The sequence below is a fragment of the Sphingopyxis sp. CR5 genome, from assembly GCF_059693785.1.
In genome coordinates this window covers 337908-355924 of record NZ_JCATIE010000004.1, presented here as the reverse complement: position 1 = coordinate 355924, position 18017 = coordinate 337908, and the positions used below count along the sequence as shown (strand labels likewise).

Sequence of the window (18017 nt, the reverse complement as noted above, 5' to 3'; positions counted from 1 at the left end):
TCCAAATTACGGGTCCGATGCGAAGCATCGCGACCCCGCGACCTTGCCTCCAAAGCAGCCGTATCAGACATGATCCTGACCCTCCTCGCGAGGAGCCGCGACCATTCGATCCTGATCGAAGATGTCGCCCCTTGCCGCGATCATTGTCTTGGCCTTGCGATCAGCAGCTTCGCGATCAAACGCTACGGGCGTCATCGGACATTCGCGCAATCCATTGTCGGCGACCCACGCTTGAATGGCCCGCTCTATCGCGGCCCGCATTTGAAAATGAAGATCGCTCGCCTGATAGGGATCGAGGTGGGCCGTGACGCCGGAGCTGAGAACGAGACCGCCCAGCGGGAAAACATGATTGCCTGCCCACTGGTACGGACCATCGATTCGGCAGAAGCTGGTTTCGCCGTCATAGAGAGCGAGAGGCGGGCGCTCCGCCCGGTTCCACGGAGCTAGCGCGGAGCGGTAGGTGTCTCCGTCTTCACCGTCAGCGATCAACTTCTCTATGAGCGGAATGACATAGTGTGCGTTGTATCGGTCGACGGCGAAACGCAGGGTGACTTTGTGGTCAAAGCGGAAGAAATTGGTGAGCCGGTCGACGGCCTTACGCAGAATGGACATGCGGCGTCCTTTCAACAAAATGGGATGTGTCGGTGGGATGGCGGGCGACGTGTCGCCTTCGCTGGGATCAGGCCTAAGCCTGCGTCTGGGTCAGTCGCCTGATCGACTCGGTGGTGACCAGCGTTCGCGTGCCGATTTTCAGCGCATCGACCTGACCGGTCTTGATGAGCTTGTAGATTGTGCTCCGGCCGACGCCGAGCGCCTTGGCCGTGCGGTTAATCGAGTATGCGAGTTCATCCATTGTCGCCTCCGTTGGAGTGCCGCGATGCGGCGGGCGACAGGATCATTTGCAGCTAAGCGCCGGCAGTTCCAACGGCATGCGGATGCACCGGAAATCCGCCGTTCGCGGCTGTTTCCCGGTAATTGGTCCCGGTTAGACACCGCGCAATTGCGTGGTTTCTCGGTAATTCAGGCTAGCGTTTAGACGAGCGATTTTTCGCGATCGTCTCCAGAATCTGCTTTGCATAAGAAGAAAGCTGCGTTCTGCTTGGGATTTCACGGCGGCGGCTGTCATACCAATCTTCCAACAGCTCGATAATTCGAGTCTGATTTCCGCGCTTCTTGGTGATGTCGATCGCCCGCACCTCGGGATGCTCGATCAATGAGATGACCGCGTCGGTGTAATCATATTTCTTGGGCGCCCCGGCGCGATTTGGTTCGGCCTTGGCGTCAGCAATAAGCTTGTCGACATCCGCCTCAAGGAATAGCTCGCGGTCGAACCAGAGTCCGACTGGACCGAAGAATGCGCTGCGGATCGTGTTGTCCTTGGCTACATGCGCGGCGCGAAGCTTTCCGAAGAAGTAGCGGTGGTCAACATATCGGCGCGCGCCATTGCGGGAGTAGTAGAAGGGTCGTGACGTCGATTCGAGCTGGAGAATGGCGAACAGGCGTTCCAGATTGCGAACGGCCAAGTCAGACGGGTCCGCGTAAACGGGGCTCTGGGGCGATCTCGCTTTCATCCCGCCATACTGAAACACGCGCCACGACGCTCCAATCGCGATCATCAACGCGGCGCCGCCAAGTCCAAGCAGCGTGGCCAAATCCGCGCCCGGCGCCTTGCCAACCGTAAGGGCGCCACCAATGAGAACAGCGCCGGCTGTTACTAGTGCCGTCGTCATAAACGAGGACGTCCAGATCCAATATCGATTCTGGATGACGCGCCACGCTTCCGCCGTGATACGGTCGAGCTCGGCAAGTCCCGCTTGGTCATCCGTGCTAATGAATCGAGCCGCAACGATGCGGAGCGGCAACACTTCCTTCCGGTCGTCCACCATCTTCTCCTAGCGAAGGAAGGCCACATTGCCTCCATCACGGAGCTGACACAAATAATCACTCCACCACTGGGCCATCTCGACGCGTTCCGCCCAATAGGCCGACTGGTTATATATGCGCCTAATGCTCCCCGCGACCAAGTGAGCGAGAGCGCGTTCGATGGCATCGGGATTCCACTTGCCCGACTCGTTGAGTAGCGAGGAGGCGGAGGTTCGGAATCCGTGGGCCGTCATTTGTTCCTTGGAATAGCCAAGACGACGAAGCGCTGCGTTGATCGTATTGTCGCTGATCGGCCGCGCCCGTGTTCGTACCGAGGGGAACACATATTTGCCGTTGCCAGAAAGCCCACGCATACTTTCCAAAATCGCGAGTGCTTGGCGTGACAGTGGCACCGCGTGCGGTTGACGCATCTTCATCTTGGAAGCGGGTAACGTCCAAACCGCCTTCACGAAGTCGATTTCTGTCCATTCCATCTGGCGCAATTCGCCGGGCCTCTGAAAGACATGCGGGGTCAACTTTAGCGCATGCATCACTGCTGGATCGCCCACATATCCCTCAATCGCCCGGAGTAGGGCGCCAAACTCCGATGGGTCAGTGATCGCCGCGAAATGCTTTACGGTCGGTTGGACAAGCGCGCCGAGCAACATCTGCGCGGGATCGCGCTCGGCCCGTGCCGTAGCGGCGGCGTAGCGGAAAACGCGGCTCGCGAAACCCCGGGCCTGCTTGGCCGCCTCTAGCCGCCCGCGCCGTTCCTGCTTCTTCAACTCGTGAAGTAACTCCGCAGGCGTGATGTCGGCCACCGGCCGCCGCCCGAACTCTGCGCCTAGCAAACGCAAAAGCCAACGATGCTTTTCGAGTGTCGCCGGTGCGACACCTTCCTTCTCTCGCTTCGTTATCAGCTCTTCGGCCACCGCCGCGAAGCTGTTGCCTGCGCTGATACTCGCAGCGATTCGTGCCTGCCGCTTGGCAGTGTTGGGATCGACGGCATGGGCGAGCTGCTTCTTCGCATCATCCCTTGCCGCTCGCGCTTCGGCGAGCGTGATTGCAGGATAGGCGCCGAGCGCCAGTTTACGCTCCACTCCATGAAGGCGATATTTAACGCGCCAAAGCTTGCTGCCGATCGGATTGACCAAAAGATAAAGGCCGCCCGAATCCGAGACCTTATAAGGCTTATCTTTTGGCTTCGCTTTGCGGATCGCGGTGTCAGTGAGCGCCATTTGGGGGCCTCGCAAATCAGGGACTTTGGAAAGGCCCCCGGATATGCCCCCGAATCGTTCAGCTACACGCGATCATGGGCAATCACCGGAAGCCAGTGAATGCTTAAAAACTAGCGGATTTTCAGGGATTTTTCAACCATCAGCGGTTGCGCGTGGGCAGCAAGATGGAGCGGGTGAAGGGAATCGAACCCTCGTCGTAAGCTTGGGAAGCTTCTGCTCTACCATTGAGCTACACCCGCGGTCGGGACGCCGTGGCGCGATCGGCGTTCGAATCCGCCCGTGTCGCCGCTCCGTGACCTCGCGCGGCTCTATCGACTCATTGGGCCGGCGCATCAAGCCCTTTTGTGACGGGCGGCCCCGGGGCGACGGGTGCCGGTCGCGCCGATGATCCGGGAGGGTGTCGGCGGACCCGCCGGACCCGGAGGCGCGATCTCCTCGAAGATTTTTTTGCGGTGCCGTGCGCGCGGGGCCCCGTTGCGGTCGCGCGGCGCGCCGGGCTTGCCGCGCCGGCGTTGGCACGCCACATCTTCAGCCATGTCGCTTCCCAACGCCTTCGCCGACTGGTTCGCCGCGCGCGGGTGGCGGGTGCGGCGGCACCAGGCGGCGATGCTGGCGGCCGCGGCGCGGGGCGATCATGCACTGCTCGTCGCGGCGACGGGGGCCGGCAAGACGCTCGCGGGGTTCCTGCCGAGCCTGGTCGACCTGGCCGTGCGGCCTTCGGACCGGCTGCACACCTTATATGTGTCGCCGCTGAAGGCGCTCGCCGCCGACGTCGAGCGCAACCTGGGCGCGCCGATCGCCGAGATGGACCTGCCGATCAGCGTCGAGAGCCGCAGCGGCGACACCTCTTCGGACAAGAAGGCCCGTCAGCGCAGCCGTCCGCCGAACATCCTGCTGACGACGCCCGAATCCCTGTCGCTGCTGCTGTCCTATCCCGACAGTTTCGCGATGTTCGCCGACCTGAAAACCGTGGTGATCGACGAGATCCACGCCTTTGCCACCGGCAAGCGCGGCGACCTGCTGAGCCTCGCGCTGGCGCGATTGCAGCGAATCGCCCCCACGATGCGCCGCGTCGGCCTGTCGGCGACGATCGCCGACACCGACGCCTATCGCCGCTGGCTGGCGCCCGACGGCGACGGCGCGCGCGTGACGCTGGTCGAGGGCGAGCCCGGCGCCGAGCCCGACGTCGCGATCCTGCTGCCCGAAGGCGCGGTGCCCTGGGCGGGGCATTCGGGCCGCTACGCGGTGCATCAGGTGATGGACGAGATAGCCAAGAACCGCACCACGATCGTCTTTTGCAACACGCGCGGGCTGGCCGAACTGATCTTTCAGGAGCTGTGGAAGGTCAACGACCTGAGCCTGCCGATCGCAATCCACCACGGCAGCCTGGACCGCGAGGCGCGCCAGCGCGCCGAAACCGCGATGGCCGAAGGGCGGCTGCGCGCGCTGGTCGCGACCTCGAGCCTCGACCTGGGGCTCGACTGGGGCGACGTCGACTGCGTGATCCAGATGGGCGCACCCAAGGGATCGTCGCGCCTGCTTCAGCGCATCGGGCGCGCCAACCACCGGCTCGACGAACCGAGCCGCGCGCTGATCGTCCCCGGCAATCGCTTCGAATATCTCGAGGCGCGGGCCGCGCTCGACGCGGTCGCGGCGGGCGAGCGCGATGCCGACCGTTTTCGTCCCGGCGCGCTCGATGTGCTGGCGCAACATGTGATGGCGCTCGCCTGCGCGGCGCCTTTTGCCGAAGCCGCGTTGCTCGACGAGGTGCGCACCGCCGAACCCTATCGCTGGATCGACGCCGGCCTGTTCGCGCGGTTGCTCGGCTTCGTCCGCGACGGCGGCTATGCGCTCAAAAGCTATGACCGCTTTCGCCGCCTGGCGCCCGACGGACAGGGCAACTGGCGCATCGCGCACCCGCGTCTCGCGGCGCAGCACCGCCTGAACGCGGGAATCATCGTCGATGCGCCGACGCTGGACGTGCGGTTCAGGAACGGCCGCCGCCTCGGCAGCGTCGAGGAATATTTCGCAAGCACGCTGGCGCCCGGCGACACCTTCGCCTTTGCCGGGCTGAGCCTGGAGGTCGAAGCGATCCGCGACACCGACCTGTATGTCCGGGCGACCACGCGGCCCGCACGCATCCCCTCTTATGTCGGCGCGCGCATGGCGCTGACGACGCGGCTCGCCGACCGCGTGCGCCACTTCCTTGCCGAACCCGAAAGCTGGACGCGCTTCCCCGACGATGTGCGCGCGTGGCTGGAGATGCAGGCGCGGCGCTCGGTGCTCCCGCGTCCCGGCGAACTGCTGGTCGAAACGTTTCCGCACGAGGGCGCCCACTATCTCGTCGCCTATCCGTTCGAGGGCTGGAACGCGCACCAGTCGCTCGGCATGCTGTTGTCGAAGCGGATGGAGCGCGCAGGGCTCCAGCCTATCGGCTTCGTCGCGTCCGACTATGCGCTCGCGCTCTGGTCGCTGCGCCCCGTGACCGATCCCGGGGCGCTGTTCGACGCCGCGATCCTGGAAGAGGAGTTCGTCGAATGGGTCGAGGGGTCGCACCTGTTGAAGCGCGCGTTCCGCGAGGTCGCGGTCATCGGCGGCCTGATCGAGCGCCAGCATCCCGGAAAACGCAAGACCGGCAAGCAGGTGACCTTTTCCACCGACCTGATTTTCGATGTGCTGCGCAAATATGAACCCGATCATTTGCTGCTCGAAGCCGCATGGGCCGACGCGCGCGAACGATTGACCGACGTCGCGCGCCTCGGCGACCTGCTCGACCGCGCGGCGGGAACGATGGTCCATCGGGCGCTCGACCGGATCAGTCCGCTCGCGGTCCCGGTGCTCGTGCTGATCGGGCGCGAAAGCGTGGCGGCGGCCGACGTCGACGATGCGCTGCTCGGCGAGCTTGCCGACGACCTTGCACGAACGGCGATGCACGGCGGCTGAGCATCGCTTGCCCGATGACCCGAACAGGCGTAGATTGATGCCAAACAAACGAGGGGATGCCGATATGACGCCGATTGCCGTCCGGTCGCCTTTTTGGGCCTTGCTCGCCGCGCCGCTTCTCGTCGGCGCAACACCGGGATCGCCCGCCCCGGCGCCGCCGCGACAGGACGCGACGGCGTCGCCGCCCCCCACCTCTGTCGTCGACCCCGGCCTGCCAATCGAGGAGGTCACGCCTTTCGTCCAACCGTTCGACCTCGACGCGACGCGGCGCATGGCGGTGCAGGTGATGGTCGAAGGCAAGGGCCCCTTTTCCTTCTTGGTCGATACCGGCGCCGAACGCACCGTGATCGCACGCGAGCTCGCCGCACGCCTGGGACTGGGGCAGGGCGAGAAATTGCGGCTGTCGACGATCGGAACGAACGCCGCGATGGCGCCGAGCTATCGGGTCGCGTCGCTTTCGATGACCGATTTGCGGCTGAACCCGTTCGATGCCCCGGCCTTTGCCGGGCGCCACATCGGCGCGGCGGGGCTTATCGGGGTCGACATGCTCGAAGAGCGTCGCCTGTTGATCGATTTCCGGCGCGAAACAATCGATATATTAGCGACCCGGCGCCACGCGCGGCCGATCATCCGGGACCGGGACGCCATTGTCGTATCGGCGCGCAACAGTGCCGGACGGCTGATCCTGTCGGACGCGCGGATCGACGGTCGCCGCGTCGACCTGGTGGTCGATACCGGGGCGCAGTCGAGCGTCGGCAATATCGCGTTGATGAAGCTGATCGAAGGGCGGCGGCAGAATAGCGCGCCCTTCGTCCCCGCCATGCTAGGCGCGATCACCGGCGAGGACGTGCCGGCCCGGCGCACCGCGATCAAGAAGATCACGATCGAAGGGATCAACATCGCGGACCTGCCGGTCTCCTTCGCCGATTCGCATGCGTTCACGGCGCTGGGTCTCGACAAGCGCCCGGCGCTGCTGCTCGGCATGGACAGCCTGTCGCTGTTCGACCGGGTGGAGATCGATTTTCCGAACCGGCGCGTCGTGCTCGACATGCCCGACGGCGCCCGGCGCGAGACGCGGCAACGGTTCGCCGACGCCGGTTGGCGGCGCAGCCTGTAGCCCCTTGCCGCCGCTTACGGTCGCCGCCATAGCGGCCGTATGCCCGTGGTGCCCATCCTCGAATTCGCCGGCCAGTCGTTCGTCGTCCTGGCCGACCGTGCGCTGTTCTGGCCGCGCCACGGTGCGCTGATCGTTGCCGACCTGCACCTCGAAAAGGCGAGCTGGTACGCCGCGCACGGCCAGCCGCTGCCGCCCTATGACAGCCACGACACGCTCGACCGCCTCGCCCGGCTCGCGGCCGAAACCGGCGCGCGCGCGCTGTGGTGCCTGGGCGACAGCTTTCACGACCGCGATGCCGCGGCGCGCATCGGTCCCGCGGTCGCCGAGCGGCTCGGCGGGCAGGCCGCCGCGACCCGCATCCTGTGGGTCGCGGGCAATCACGACGGGCTTTCGGGTGGCATGTGGGGCGGCGAGGTTGCCGACGAGCTGGTCGTCGACGGCATCGTTCTGCGCCATGCCAGCGAGCGCGGCGAGGAGCGTCCCGAAATCTCGGGTCATTTCCATCCCAAGCTGCGCCGCACGGTGCGCGGCCGCATGGTGTCGCGTCCGTGCTTCGCGGGCGACGAAAAGCGCCTGATCCTGCCCGCCTTCGGCAGCCTGACCGGCGGCCTGGACGTCGAAAGCGCGACGATCGCGGCGAATTTTTCCGGACGCTACCGCGCGATGCTGGTGGCCAACGGCCGCCTGCTCGACTTTCCATGCGGCGAAACGGCACGCGTCTGACGCTACGGCAAGCCGGGAAGCCGTTCAGATCCATGGGCTAATCCCTAAGGAATCCGGGCTTTTCCTAGTGTGGCACAAATACATCACCCCGGCGAAACAATGCCGGAATGCCGCCGCGCTCGCTGGAACGGCAGCGCCATTTCGATATGTTTGCGCGGCAACGAAAACAAAGAAATCTTGAGAGGAGTGCCTGAGATGAAATATTCTTCCCTTCACTGCGCTCGCCTTTTGCGTAGCAGCGCGCTCGGCGTCTCGCTCGCGGTGGCGATCGGGTCCGTGCCCGCCTTTGCCCAGGATGCGACCGACGACAGCAGCGCGCAGGACGCGGCGCCGCAAGACAGCGCCTATGACGATAGCAATGTCATCATCGTCACCGCCCAGGGCCGCGCGCAAGCGCTGTCCGACGTTCCGGTCGCCATCTCGGCGGTCGGCGCGGAGGTGATGCAGAACAGCGGTGCAAACGACATCCGCCAGCTGAACCAGGTCGCCCCGTCGCTGCTCGTGTCGTCGACCGGCTCGGAAGCCAATGGCTCGGCGCGCATCCGCGGCATCGGCACCGTCGGCGACAACCCCGGCCTCGAAAGCTCGGTCCCGGTGTTCATCGACGGCGTCTATCGATCGCGTTCGGGCATCGGCCTCAACGAACTCGGCGAAATCGACCGGGTCGAGGTGCAGCGCGGTCCGCAGGGCACGCTGGGCGGCCGCAACTCGTCGGCGGGCCTGATCAGCATCTATTCGAAGAAGCCCGAGTTCGAATTCGGCGGCACCGGCGAAATCACCTATGGCAATTACGATTATTGGCGCCTGGCCGGCGGGGTGACCGGTCCGATCAGCGACACGCTCGCCGCGCGCCTCGACGGCGTGTGGGTGAAGCGCGACGGTTTCTACAAGGACACGGCGAACAACACCGACATCAACAACCGCGACCGCTATTTCCTGCGCGGCCAATTGCTGTTCGAGCCCACCGACGCGCTGTCGGTGCGGCTGATCGCCGATTACACCTATCGCGACGAACGCTGCTGTGCGGCGATCTATGTCGACAACAGCGTCAACCCCTATATCGGCAATCTGAACAATCCGGGCGTGCCCGCGACCGACACGACGAACAATATCGTCCAGGTCCTCACCGATCTGGGGCAGGACCCGAGCGCCTTCAGCCAGGGCTATAATCGCGCGATCTCGGTCACGCCGGGACGCAGCTATGCCGGCAAGACCAAGGATTACGGATTTTCCGGCCAGATCGACTATGATCTCGGCGGCGCAACGCTGACCTCGATCACCGGCTACCGCGAATATCGTTCGGGACAGGCGGGCGACCTCGATTACGGCACGGTCGATATTCTCTATCGCGCCGACAGTCCCGACGCCTATCGCCAGTTCCACACCTTCACGCAGGAATTGCGCCTGCAAGGCGAGGCGTTCGACGGCAAGCTCGACTGGCTCGTCGGCGGCTTCTATGCCGACGAACGGCTGACCGTCACCGACAATCTGCGTTTCGGGTCCGACTATGGGCAGTTCGCTAGCTGCCGCCTCGTGACAGGTTCCACGCTGGTGCCGCTGTATGACCCGACAAGCGCCAATTGCATCAGTCCAGCGGGACAGTTCGCGCTGGCCAACGACCTGATCCCGACGCTTCCGGCCGGGGTCGGCGGGCTGATCCTGACCGGCGTCAACAATCTGGCGTCGATCAGTGACATGGGCAGCACCCTCGACCGCTATCGCCAGCGCGACCGCAACTGGGCGCTGTTCACGCACAATATCTTTCACATCACCGATCAACTCGATTTGACGATCGGCGTCCGCTACACGCACGACAAGAAAAAATTCGACGCCACCTTCGGCAACGACAATACAGTCTGCCAGACCAATCAGGCATTGTTCGAACCATTGCTCAGCGGTCCGCTCGCCGCCACCGCGGCGGGCATCCTCGGCCTGTCCTGTCAGGGCAATTCGACCGCCGAGCTTGACGGCGTGTCGATCAACGACAAGCGGAGCGAGGATGAATGGACCGGCACGGCGATCCTGTCATACAAGCCGACCAATGACCTGCTCCTTTATGCCAGCTATTCGCGCGGCTACAAGGCGGGCGGCTTCAATCTCGATCGCTCGGCGCTGAAACCACCGGTGATTCTCGGCAGCGACCCGAGTTCAAGCTTCGCCGCGGTCGGCGGTGCGCAGAGGCTGGTCGGCAACCTCCAGTTCGATCCCGAACTGGTGAACAGCTATGAGCTGGGCGCCAAATATGCGACTGGACCGTTCAGCCTCGGCCTAACCTTCTTCCGGTCGGATTTCGAGAATTTCCAGCTCAATACGTTTAACGGATCGACCTATATCGTCCAGACGATCAACGGCTGCGAAGACGATCTTGGCGGCGGCGACCGCGACCAGAGCAAGTTTCTCGGTGCGCCCAACTATAACGTGGCGGCCTCGTCGACCGGTGCCTGCGCCGCCGACGATGTGGGCTGGGGGGTGCGGACCCAAGGCTTCGAGCTCGAAGCCTCGCTGCTTCCGGCGCCCAGCTTCCGCATGTCGGCCGGCCTGACCTATGCGCGTACCAAATATCGCGACAATCTGGTCGGCAACAGCGCGGGCGACCCGCTCGATCAAGCGCTGCGCAAGCTGCCCGGCGACAATATGTCGAACGCGCCCGAACTGGTCGCGACCGGCAGCATCACCTGGACGCCCGAAATCGGCAGCAGCGGCCTGACCGGCCTGCTCTATATCGATGGTCGCATGACCAGCGACTATAATACCGGGTCGGACCTGTTCCCGCAGAAGGAACAGGACGGTTATGCGCTGTTCAACGCACGCGTTGGTGTGCGCGGTCCCGACGAGAAATGGGCGCTGGAGCTCTGGGCACAAAATCTGTTCAACAAGCAATATGCCCAGGTCGCGTTCAACTCGCCCTTCCAGGAGGGAGCGACGTCGACGACCGCCGCCTTCGCCGACCCGCAATATCCGGGCGGACGCCAGATCTTTTCGCAGTTCCTGGCCGAACCGCGGACCTATGGCGTGACGCTGCGCGGCAAGTTCTGACGCGCCCGTACGGGTAAGATCGCCGCCCGCCTGCCGCTGCGCAGGCGGGCGGCTTCTTTTTTGGGCTGGCCTTTTTGGCTGTCCCCCGCATAGGCTCGACCGATGTTCGCCATCGACTCCCTGCTCGTCAAAATCGCCCTGATCGGCGTGATCGGTATCGGCGCGCAGTGGATCGCCTGGCGCACCGGACGCCCGGCGATCGCGCTGATGCTGATCGCCGGGATCGTCGCGGGGCCGGTGCTGGGGCTGATCCGGCCCGAACAGGATTTCGGGGCGCTGCGCGAGCCGATCATCAAGCTGGCGGTCGCGGTGATCCTGTTCGAGGGCGGGCTCAGCCTGAAATTCCGCGAGCTGCGGCAGGCGGGCTATGCGGTCGCGCTGCTCGTGTTCGTCGGCGTCCCGGTCGGCTGGGCGCTCGGTACCGCCGCCGCCTATTATGGCGCGGGGTTGTCGCTCGAGCTGTCGGCGCTGTTCGGCGGGGTGATGGTGGTCACGGGGCCAACGGTGATCGGTCCGCTGCTGCGCACATTGAATATCGCGCCGCGCGTCAAGAACATGCTGAAATGGGAAGGGATCGTGAACGACCCGATCGGCGCGCTGCTCGCGGTCGGCATCTATTCCTATATCACCCACGGCGGCGCCGACGCGAACAGCATCGGTATCGTCACCGACGTCGTCGCGGCGAGCCTGCTCGCGATCCTGATCGGCGGCGCGGCGGGCTACGCGCTGACCTGGGCCTTCCCGCGCGGATGGGTTCCCGAATATCTGAAGGCGCCGGTGCTGCTGACCACCGTGATCGCGGTCTTCGTCCTGTCCGACCTGATCATGCACGAAACCGGGCTGATCACCGTGACCGTGATGGGTGTGGTGATGGCGAACCGCGAAACCTATTCGAGCCATATGCTCCAGCGGTTCAAGGAGGATCTGACCGTCCTGCTGGTGTCGGGCGTCTTCATCATCCTGTCGGCGACGCTCGACTGGACCGTGGTGTCCAATTTTCAGGCGCGGTTCCTGATCTTCCTGTTCCTGCTGCTGTTCCTCGTGCGGCCGCTGACGATCATGATCGCGCTGCTCTTTACGCGCATCCCGTTCAAGGAGCGCCTGTTCGTCGCGTGGATCGCCCCGCGCGGCATCGTCGCGGTCGCGGTCACCGGCCTGTTCGCGCTGCGCCTGGCCGACTATGGTATCCCGGGCGCGGAGGCGCTGGTACCGCTGTCCTTCGGGGTCGTCATCGCGACGATCTTTGCGCATGGCTTTACAGCGGCGCCCTTTGCCCGCTGGCTGGGCCTCGACCGCGGCAAGGGCGACGGCGTCCTGCTCGTCGGGGCGAACAGCTGGACGATCGCCTTTGCCGAATTCATCAAGAAGCAAGATCGCGACGTCCTGGTCGCCGACGCGAGCCAGCTGGCGCTGCGCCGCGCCCGGCGCGTCGACCTGCCCATCTATCACGGCGACATATTGGACGAGGCGCATGAGGATCACCTCGACATGGGCCAGTTCCAGCAGCTGATCGCCGCGACCGACAACGACGCCTATAACGCGCTGGTCTGTAGCGAGCTGGCACCCGAGATCGGCCACGACCGCGTCAGCCGGGTAATCGGCGAATCGCGGCAGGGCAGCCAGCGGCGCGGCCGCGTCTTCACGCTGGGCGCCACCCCGATCGAGGAACAGCTCGACCGGCTGCAGGCGGGCTGGACCTTCAGCCGCACCAAGGTGACGGAGAAATTCACCTATTCGGATTATGCCGCACGGATGAAGGCGGGCGGCGGCGACAGCCTGGCGGTCGTTCGCCCGTCGGGCGATCTTGTCATCTTTGCCAAGCACCAGCGTCCGACGGTCGATGCCGGCGACACGATCTGGTCCTTCGTGCCGCCCGAAGACCCAAAGGCGCGCATGGAGGCGCGCGAGGCGCCATAACCCGCCCACATCGGGAAACGATCTGGTCGCCTTTGAACGAACCTCCTGTGAAGTGTGTCCCCGCGAAGGCGGGGACCCATCTCCCGCCGATGCGACATAGCGCCGTCTGGAGATGGGCTCCCGCCTTCGCGGGAGCACACGGGTTATTCGGTCAACGACGCTCGCGCGCTACCTCGCGCGGGCCGCCTGGTGCGCGATATCGGTCATCAGCTTGCGAAAGAGCACCCCACCCGGCGTCCCCGACGCCTTGAGCGCGCGTTCGCAGTCGAGCAGGCGCGTCATCAGCCGCGCGACGCGGACCGAATCCCATAGGTGAAGCTGTGCGGTCACCGCGCCCTGTTCCTTCCAGAACACGCCGCTGCTCTTTGCCGAAACGACCGTCGCGGGATGCGCGCCCGCGTCGACCTCGGCGCGCAGCCGGGCCAGCTGTGCCGCGCGGATCGCGAGGGCGCGGATGATCCGGATTTCCGCCACGCCCACCGCCGCGGCGCGGGCGAGCATGTCGGGCAGGTCGCGCAGCTTGCCGCCGAGCGCGACGTTGATGCACTCGCTGACATCCTCTTCGTGCGTCGCGGCGCCCAGCGCGGCGATATCGGCGGCGGTTACCTGCCGCTGCCGATCGCGGTCCGCGTCGAGATAGAGCGCCATTTTTTCGAGCTCGCGACGCATCAATGCCTGGTCGCCCGATACCAGGTCGACGAGCAGCTGCGCCTCTGCATTGGCGAGGCGCAGCCCCTGTTCCTCCGCCACGACGATCGCGATGCCGACGAGCGCCCGGCGGTCGGGCTGGTAACAGATTGCGGCGACCGCGGCGTCCGAGCCTTCGACCAGCTTGACCAGTTTCGACCGCGCGGTCACCGACGCGCCGGTTGCGATCACGGGATTGATCCCGCTGTCGGCGGCGAGCAGCGCCTCGACCGCGGCAAGGCAGTCGTCCCCGCTGCCCGAGATTTCGAGCCGGATTACCCGCGTGCCGGCAAAGAGCGACAGCGAGGCGGCTTCGGCGGCAAGCAGCGCGCCATCCTGTGCGAGCTGCGAAGAGGAAAGGTCGAGGCGCTCCGCCTCCTTGCCCGCAAGCGCGACGAGCTTCGCCGCGATCGCATTCATGGTCGCGTCGTCGGGACCGGTCAGCAGGATGAACCGGAGCGCGGGATCGAGCTGCCGCAGGCGTTCAAGCTCGGCGGGCTTGACCGACTTCATCAGCGATCGGCGGGCGGCGCAACGCCGGGCGCGGCCGCCGGGCCGCCGCGGTTCGCATAGACGGCGAGCCGCGCGACGATCTGGTCGGCGACGCCGGAGGCCAGTCGTTCGAGCGAACTGTTTTCGGCCGCGATCGTCGCATATTCGCTGCCCACCACGTCGATACCAGCATCCTGCGCGGCGGTCGCGTCGAGCAGCACCTGCCCCGTCTGTCCGTCGACGAGCTGGTAGCGCGCCCGCAGCGTCCGCCGTTCGCGCGTGATCGCATCGTCCGATCGTACGCCGAAGCCGGTGATCGAATCTTCGAGCCGCACATCGAGCCGGTAGCGATTGCCCTCGCCCTGTCCGTTCTGCGCCGCGACGAAACGGTCGCGCAGCGCATTGCGGACCAGCCAGCCGGCGTGCCCCTCGATCGGCGCGACATCGATGTCGGCGAGCATCGTCGCGACGCCGCCCGCGCTGCCGTTCGCATAGAGCGGCTTCAGCCCGCAGCCGGCGAGCGGGAGCGACAGGGCGATCAGGCAGGAGACGAGAGGGGCGCGCATCTTAAGGGACAATATTCACCAGACGGTCGGGAACCACAATCACCTTCTTCGGCGCTGCGCCGGCGAGCAGTTCGGCGATGCGCGGGCGCGCCAGCGCTGCGGCCTCGACGGCGTCCCGATCGAGCCCCTTGGCGAGTGTCAGCTCGTCGCGGCGCTTGCCGGCGACCTGGATCACGATCGTCACCTCATCGTCGGCGAGCAGCGTCGGATCGGCGGCGGGCCATGCCGCATCGGCGATCATCGCGCTGTCGCGCTGCGCCTGGGGCAGCGCCGCCCACGCCTCTTCGGCGAGGTGCGGCATCATCGGCGCGACGAGGCGGATCAGCGTCGCGCACGCGTCGGCGCGCGTCGCCGACGGTTTCGCCTTTTCGATGTCGTTGGCGAGCGCGTGAATCTTGGCGACCGCCTTGTTGAAGCCCAGGGCTTCGATATCGGCCGCGACCCCCGCGATCGCGCGATGAAGTAGCTTAGCAAGTGCGATATCCTCGCCCCCGTCACCGAGGTTTTCGGTTTCGCCGAACAGGCGCCACAGACGCTGGACGAAGCGCCACGCGCCCTCGATCCCCGCTTCGCTCCACGGCAGGTCACGCTCGGGCGGACTGTCGGACAGCATGAACCAGCGCGCGGCGTCGGCGCCGTACTGGTCGAGGATGGCGTCGGGATCGACGACATTCTTCTTCGACTTCGACATCTTGATCACGCGGCCGACCTCGACCGGCGATCCGTCGGCGACCAGCGTCGCGCCGTCCGCGGTGCGCGTCACCTCGTCGGGGGTGAAATAGAGCGGGGCGACGCCCTCGCCCTGATCGCGGCTGTAGGTTTCGTGCGTGACCATGCCCTGCGTGAACAGGCTGGCGAACGGCTCCTTCACCTCGATCATCCCGATGCGTTCGAGCGCGCGCGTCCAGAAGCGCGCGTAGAGCAGGTGGAGGATCGCATGCTCGATGCCGCCGATATACTGGTCGACGGGCAGCCAGCGCGCGATCACCGCGGGGTCGAACGGCTTGTCCGCCGGGGAACTGGCGAAGCGCAGGAAATACCAGCTCGAATCGACAAAGGTGTCGAGCGTGTCTGTTTCGCGCACCGCCGCGCCGCCGCAGCTCGGACAGGCGACATGCTTCCACGTTGGATGGCGATCCAGCGGATTGCCGGGGACCGAGAAGTCGACGTCGTCGGGCAGGGTGACGGGAAGCTGGTCCTTGGGCACCGGGACGACGCCGCACGCGTCGCAATGGATGAAGGGGATCGGCGTGCCCCAATAGCGCTGGCGCGAAACGCCCCAGTCGCGCAGGCGCCACACCGTCGTGCCCTTGCCCCAGCCCTCATGCTCGGCGCGCGCGATCACCGCTGCTTTCGCCTCGTCGATACTCATGCCGTTCAGGAAGTGGCTGTTCACGAGCCGGCCGGTGCCGACCCAGGCCTCGTCGCCTGCAAAATGCTGGCCGGTATCATCGCCGTCGGCGATGACGCGATAGACCGGCAGGTCATATTTCCGTGCGAAGTCGAGGTCGCGCTGGTCGTGCGCGGGAACGCCGAAGATCGCGCCGGTACCATAATCCATCAGCACATAGTTCACGACCCAAACCGGCAGGTGCCAGTTCGGATCGAGCGGATGTTCGACCGCCAGCCCGGTGTCGAAGCCCAGCTTTTCGGCGGTTTCCAATTGTTCCGCCGACGTACCCTGGCGCCGGCACTCCTCGATGAAGGCGGCGAGGCGCGGCGAATCCTTGGCGAGTGTCTCGGCGAGCGGATGGTCGGGCGAGATCGCGGCGAAGCTCGCGCCATAGATGGTGTCGGGACGCGTCGTGAAGACGTCGAACCCCGGCGCACCGCCGACCAGCTTGAACGAAAATTCGAGACCCTGCGACTTTCCGATCCAGTTTTCCTGCATCAGCCGCACTTTTTCGGGCCATTGGTCGAGACCCTTCAGCCCTTCGAGCAACTCGTCGGCGAAGTCGGTGATCTTCAGGAACCACTGCGACAGTTTCTTCTTTTCGACGAGCGCGCCCGAACGCCAGCCGCGCCCGTCGATCACCTGCTCGTTGGCGAGCACGGTCATGTCGACCGGATCCCAATTGACGTAGCTTTCCTTGCGCGCGACGAGCCCCGCGGCGTGGAAATCGAGGAACAGCGCCTGCTCCTGCCCATAATAGTCGGCGTCGCAGGTCGCGAGTTCGCGATCCCAGTCGATCGCGAGGCCGAGTCGCTTCAGCTGACCGCGCATCGTATCGATATTGGCGCGCGTCCAGCCGCCCGGATGCACGCCCTTTTCCATCGCGGCATTTTCGGCGGGCATGCCGAAGGCGTCCCAGCCCATCGGGTGCAGCACGTCGTGCCCGGTCATCCGCTTGAAGCGGGCCAGCACGTCGCCCATCGTATAGTTGCGGACATGCCCCATGTGGATGCGCCCCGAGGGATAGGGGAACATTTCGAGGATATAGGCCTTTGGCCGATTTCCGTTTCCGGCGGCGTCGCCGTCGGTGGTGGCAAAGCTGTTCGCAGCTTCCCACGCCGCCTGCCAGCGGGCATCGGCAGCCAGGGCGCCAAAGCGCGTTTCGCGGGTCATTCGTCCGTTACCCCGTTGTGTATNTGTTCGCAGCTTCCCACGCCGCCTGCCAGCGGGCATCGGCAGCCAGGGCGCCAAAGCGCGTTTCGCGGGTCATTCGTCCGTTACCCCGTTGTGTATCCTGCATATATCGTCATCCCGGCGAAAGCCGGGATCTCGACCCGGGTGTCAAGAGGCACCGGAGAGATCCCGGCTTTCGCCGGGATGACGAGACTAGTGACTTAACCTTCGATCGCGCCGCGGCGCAGGTCGCGGGCGCGGGTGAGGATGATTTCCTCGAGCTTCTGCACCGTCGCCGCCTGGACCGGCGCATCGACCCAGGTGCCGCCCTGCGCGACCTGGCGCGATGCGGCAACCCGCAGCGCGTCCGCCCGAAGGTCCTGGTCGAGGATCGACACGGTGACCTTCATCCGCTCGTTCGGGTTCTGCGGGTTCGCATACCAGTCGGTGATGATGACCCCGCCCGACGAATCGGCCTGAAGCAGCGGCATGAACGAGAGCGAATCGAGCGACGCGCGCCACAGGTAGCTGTTCACGCCGATCGTCGTCACCTGCGATGCGGCGAGGTCCGCCTTTGGCCGTTCCTTGCCGCCGCATGCCGAAAGGCCGAGCGCCGCAACGCCAAGCAGCGCGAGCGTGGCCGGACGGCGACCGAGCGGGACGAGGAAGCGAAGCTGGGACATTCCGAATACCTTATTCTGGGCGCGCAACCGGGCCGCATTGCTGAGAATTGGCAGCGTCTCTATCGCGCTTGCCGTCGCCCGGCAAGCGCGGCAATTCGCCGCCCGGCGCGGTTCAGCCTCGAGTCAGGCAGCCGGTTTCGTCCGCCAGCCGGCAAGGCCCGGCGAATAAAATGTCGGCCGATCCGC

Annotated in this window: 13 protein-coding genes and 1 tRNA gene; 5 read left to right on the top strand and 9 right to left on the bottom strand. The window is 65.4% G+C overall.

Annotation, left to right across the window (positions count from 1 at the left end):
* Positions 1–63: 63 nt before the first annotated feature.
* The 5 genes from AC58D2_RS08610 to AC58D2_RS08590 all read right to left on the bottom strand — a co-directional run bounded on the left by AC58D2_RS08610 (position 64) and on the right by AC58D2_RS08590 (position 3340).
* Complete coding sequence (locus AC58D2_RS08610; protein ID WP_497389273.1) at positions 64–612, bottom strand: hypothetical protein; 549 nt, start codon at positions 610–612, stop codon at positions 64–66.
* Between the two features lie 73 nt (positions 613–685).
* Positions 686–853 carry a helix-turn-helix domain-containing protein gene (locus AC58D2_RS08605; protein WP_497389271.1) on the bottom strand — a complete coding sequence of 56 codons (168 nt, stop codon included), beginning with the start codon at positions 851–853 and terminating at the stop codon, positions 686–688.
* Positions 854–1025: 172 nt separating this feature from the next.
* The gene (locus AC58D2_RS08600; RefSeq protein WP_497389269.1) at positions 1026–1883 is read right to left on the bottom strand and encodes a hypothetical protein; all 858 of its coding nucleotides are present in this window, start codon (positions 1881–1883) and stop codon (positions 1026–1028) included.
* Between the two features lie 9 nt (positions 1884–1892).
* Complete coding sequence (locus tag AC58D2_RS08595) at positions 1893–3101, bottom strand: tyrosine-type recombinase/integrase (RefSeq protein WP_497389267.1); 1209 nt, start codon at positions 3099–3101, stop codon at positions 1893–1895.
* A gap of 165 nt (positions 3102–3266) precedes the next feature.
* A tRNA-Gly gene (locus tag AC58D2_RS08590) sits at positions 3267–3340 on the bottom strand.
* Positions 3341–3635: 295 nt separating this feature from the next.
* Between AC58D2_RS08590 and AC58D2_RS08585 the strand changes: the two genes are divergently transcribed.
* From AC58D2_RS08585 to AC58D2_RS08565, 5 genes are all read left to right on the top strand, one after another.
* Positions 3636–6044: a ligase-associated DNA damage response DEXH box helicase gene (locus tag AC58D2_RS08585; protein ID WP_497389265.1), complete on the top strand. Its 2409-nt coding sequence runs from the start codon at positions 3636–3638 to the stop codon at positions 6042–6044.
* 64 nt (positions 6045–6108) lie between these two features.
* Positions 6109–7161 (top strand): retroviral-like aspartic protease family protein, encoded by a 1053-nt coding sequence (locus AC58D2_RS08580; protein WP_497389263.1) that lies wholly within the window; start codon positions 6109–6111, stop codon positions 7159–7161.
* 39 nt (positions 7162–7200) lie between these two features.
* Complete coding sequence (gene pdeM / locus AC58D2_RS08575; protein WP_497389261.1) at positions 7201–7884, top strand: ligase-associated DNA damage response endonuclease PdeM; 684 nt, start codon at positions 7201–7203, stop codon at positions 7882–7884.
* Positions 7885–8079: 195 nt separating this feature from the next.
* On the top strand, positions 8080–10920 hold the full coding sequence (locus AC58D2_RS08570; protein WP_497389259.1) for a TonB-dependent receptor: 2841 nt from the start codon (positions 8080–8082) through the stop codon (positions 10918–10920).
* A 102-nt stretch (positions 10921–11022) separates the two neighbouring features.
* Entirely contained in the window at positions 11023–12837 is a 1815-nt protein-coding gene (locus tag AC58D2_RS08565; protein ID WP_497389257.1) for a cation:proton antiporter, read from the top strand.
* Positions 12838–13005: 168 nt separating this feature from the next.
* On the opposite strand, the gene holA is transcribed toward AC58D2_RS08565, so the two are convergent.
* The 4 genes from holA to AC58D2_RS08545 all read right to left on the bottom strand — a co-directional run bounded on the left by holA (position 13006) and on the right by AC58D2_RS08545 (position 17831).
* Positions 13006–14037: a DNA polymerase III subunit delta gene (holA, locus tag AC58D2_RS08560; RefSeq protein ID WP_497389255.1), complete on the bottom strand. Its 1032-nt coding sequence runs from the start codon at positions 14035–14037 to the stop codon at positions 13006–13008.
* On the bottom strand, positions 14037–14582 hold the full coding sequence (gene lptE, locus AC58D2_RS08555; protein ID WP_497389253.1) for an LPS assembly lipoprotein LptE: 546 nt from the start codon (positions 14580–14582) through the stop codon (positions 14037–14039). Before lptE ends, holA begins: the two co-directional genes overlap by 1 nt.
* Position 14583: 1 nt before the next feature.
* On the bottom strand, positions 14584–17148 hold the full coding sequence (gene leuS / locus AC58D2_RS08550) for a leucine--tRNA ligase (protein ID WP_497389251.1): 2565 nt from the start codon (positions 17146–17148) through the stop codon (positions 14584–14586).
* A 221-nt stretch (positions 17149–17369) separates the two neighbouring features.
* Entirely contained in the window at positions 17370–17831 is a 462-nt protein-coding gene (locus AC58D2_RS08545) for a DUF3576 domain-containing protein (protein WP_497389249.1), read from the bottom strand.
* Positions 17832–18017: the final 186 nt, after the last annotated feature.

Bases quoted from the DNA above. Each gene is read 5' to 3' on its own strand.
- AC58D2_RS08610 (WP_497389273.1), bottom strand. From the start codon at position 612: ATGTCCATTCTGCGTAAGGCCGTCGACCGGCTCACCAATTTCTTCCGC.
- AC58D2_RS08565 (WP_497389257.1), top strand. From the start codon at position 11,023: ATGTTCGCCATCGACTCCCTGCTCGTCAAAATCGCCCTGATCGGCGTG.
- AC58D2_RS08605 (WP_497389271.1), bottom strand. From the start codon at position 853: ATGGATGAACTCGCATACTCGATTAACCGCACGGCCAAGGCGCTCGGC.
- AC58D2_RS08580 (WP_497389263.1), top strand. From the start codon at position 6,109: ATGACGCCGATTGCCGTCCGGTCGCCTTTTTGGGCCTTGCTCGCCGCG.
- AC58D2_RS08585 (WP_497389265.1), top strand. From the start codon at position 3,636: ATGTCGCTTCCCAACGCCTTCGCCGACTGGTTCGCCGCGCGCGGGTGG.
- AC58D2_RS08570 (WP_497389259.1), top strand. From the start codon at position 8,080: ATGAAATATTCTTCCCTTCACTGCGCTCGCCTTTTGCGTAGCAGCGCG.
- AC58D2_RS08595 (WP_497389267.1), bottom strand. From the start codon at position 3,101: ATGGCGCTCACTGACACCGCGATCCGCAAAGCGAAGCCAAAAGATAAG.
- holA (WP_497389255.1), bottom strand. From the start codon at position 14,037: ATGAAGTCGGTCAAGCCCGCCGAGCTTGAACGCCTGCGGCAGCTCGAT.
- leuS (WP_497389251.1), bottom strand. From the start codon at position 17,148: ATGACCCGCGAAACGCGCTTTGGCGCCCTGGCTGCCGATGCCCGCTGG.
- lptE (WP_497389253.1), bottom strand. From the start codon at position 14,582: ATGCGCGCCCCTCTCGTCTCCTGCCTGATCGCCCTGTCGCTCCCGCTC.
- AC58D2_RS08545 (WP_497389249.1), bottom strand. From the start codon at position 17,831: ATGTCCCAGCTTCGCTTCCTCGTCCCGCTCGGTCGCCGTCCGGCCACG.
- pdeM (WP_497389261.1), top strand. From the start codon at position 7,201: ATGCCCGTGGTGCCCATCCTCGAATTCGCCGGCCAGTCGTTCGTCGTC.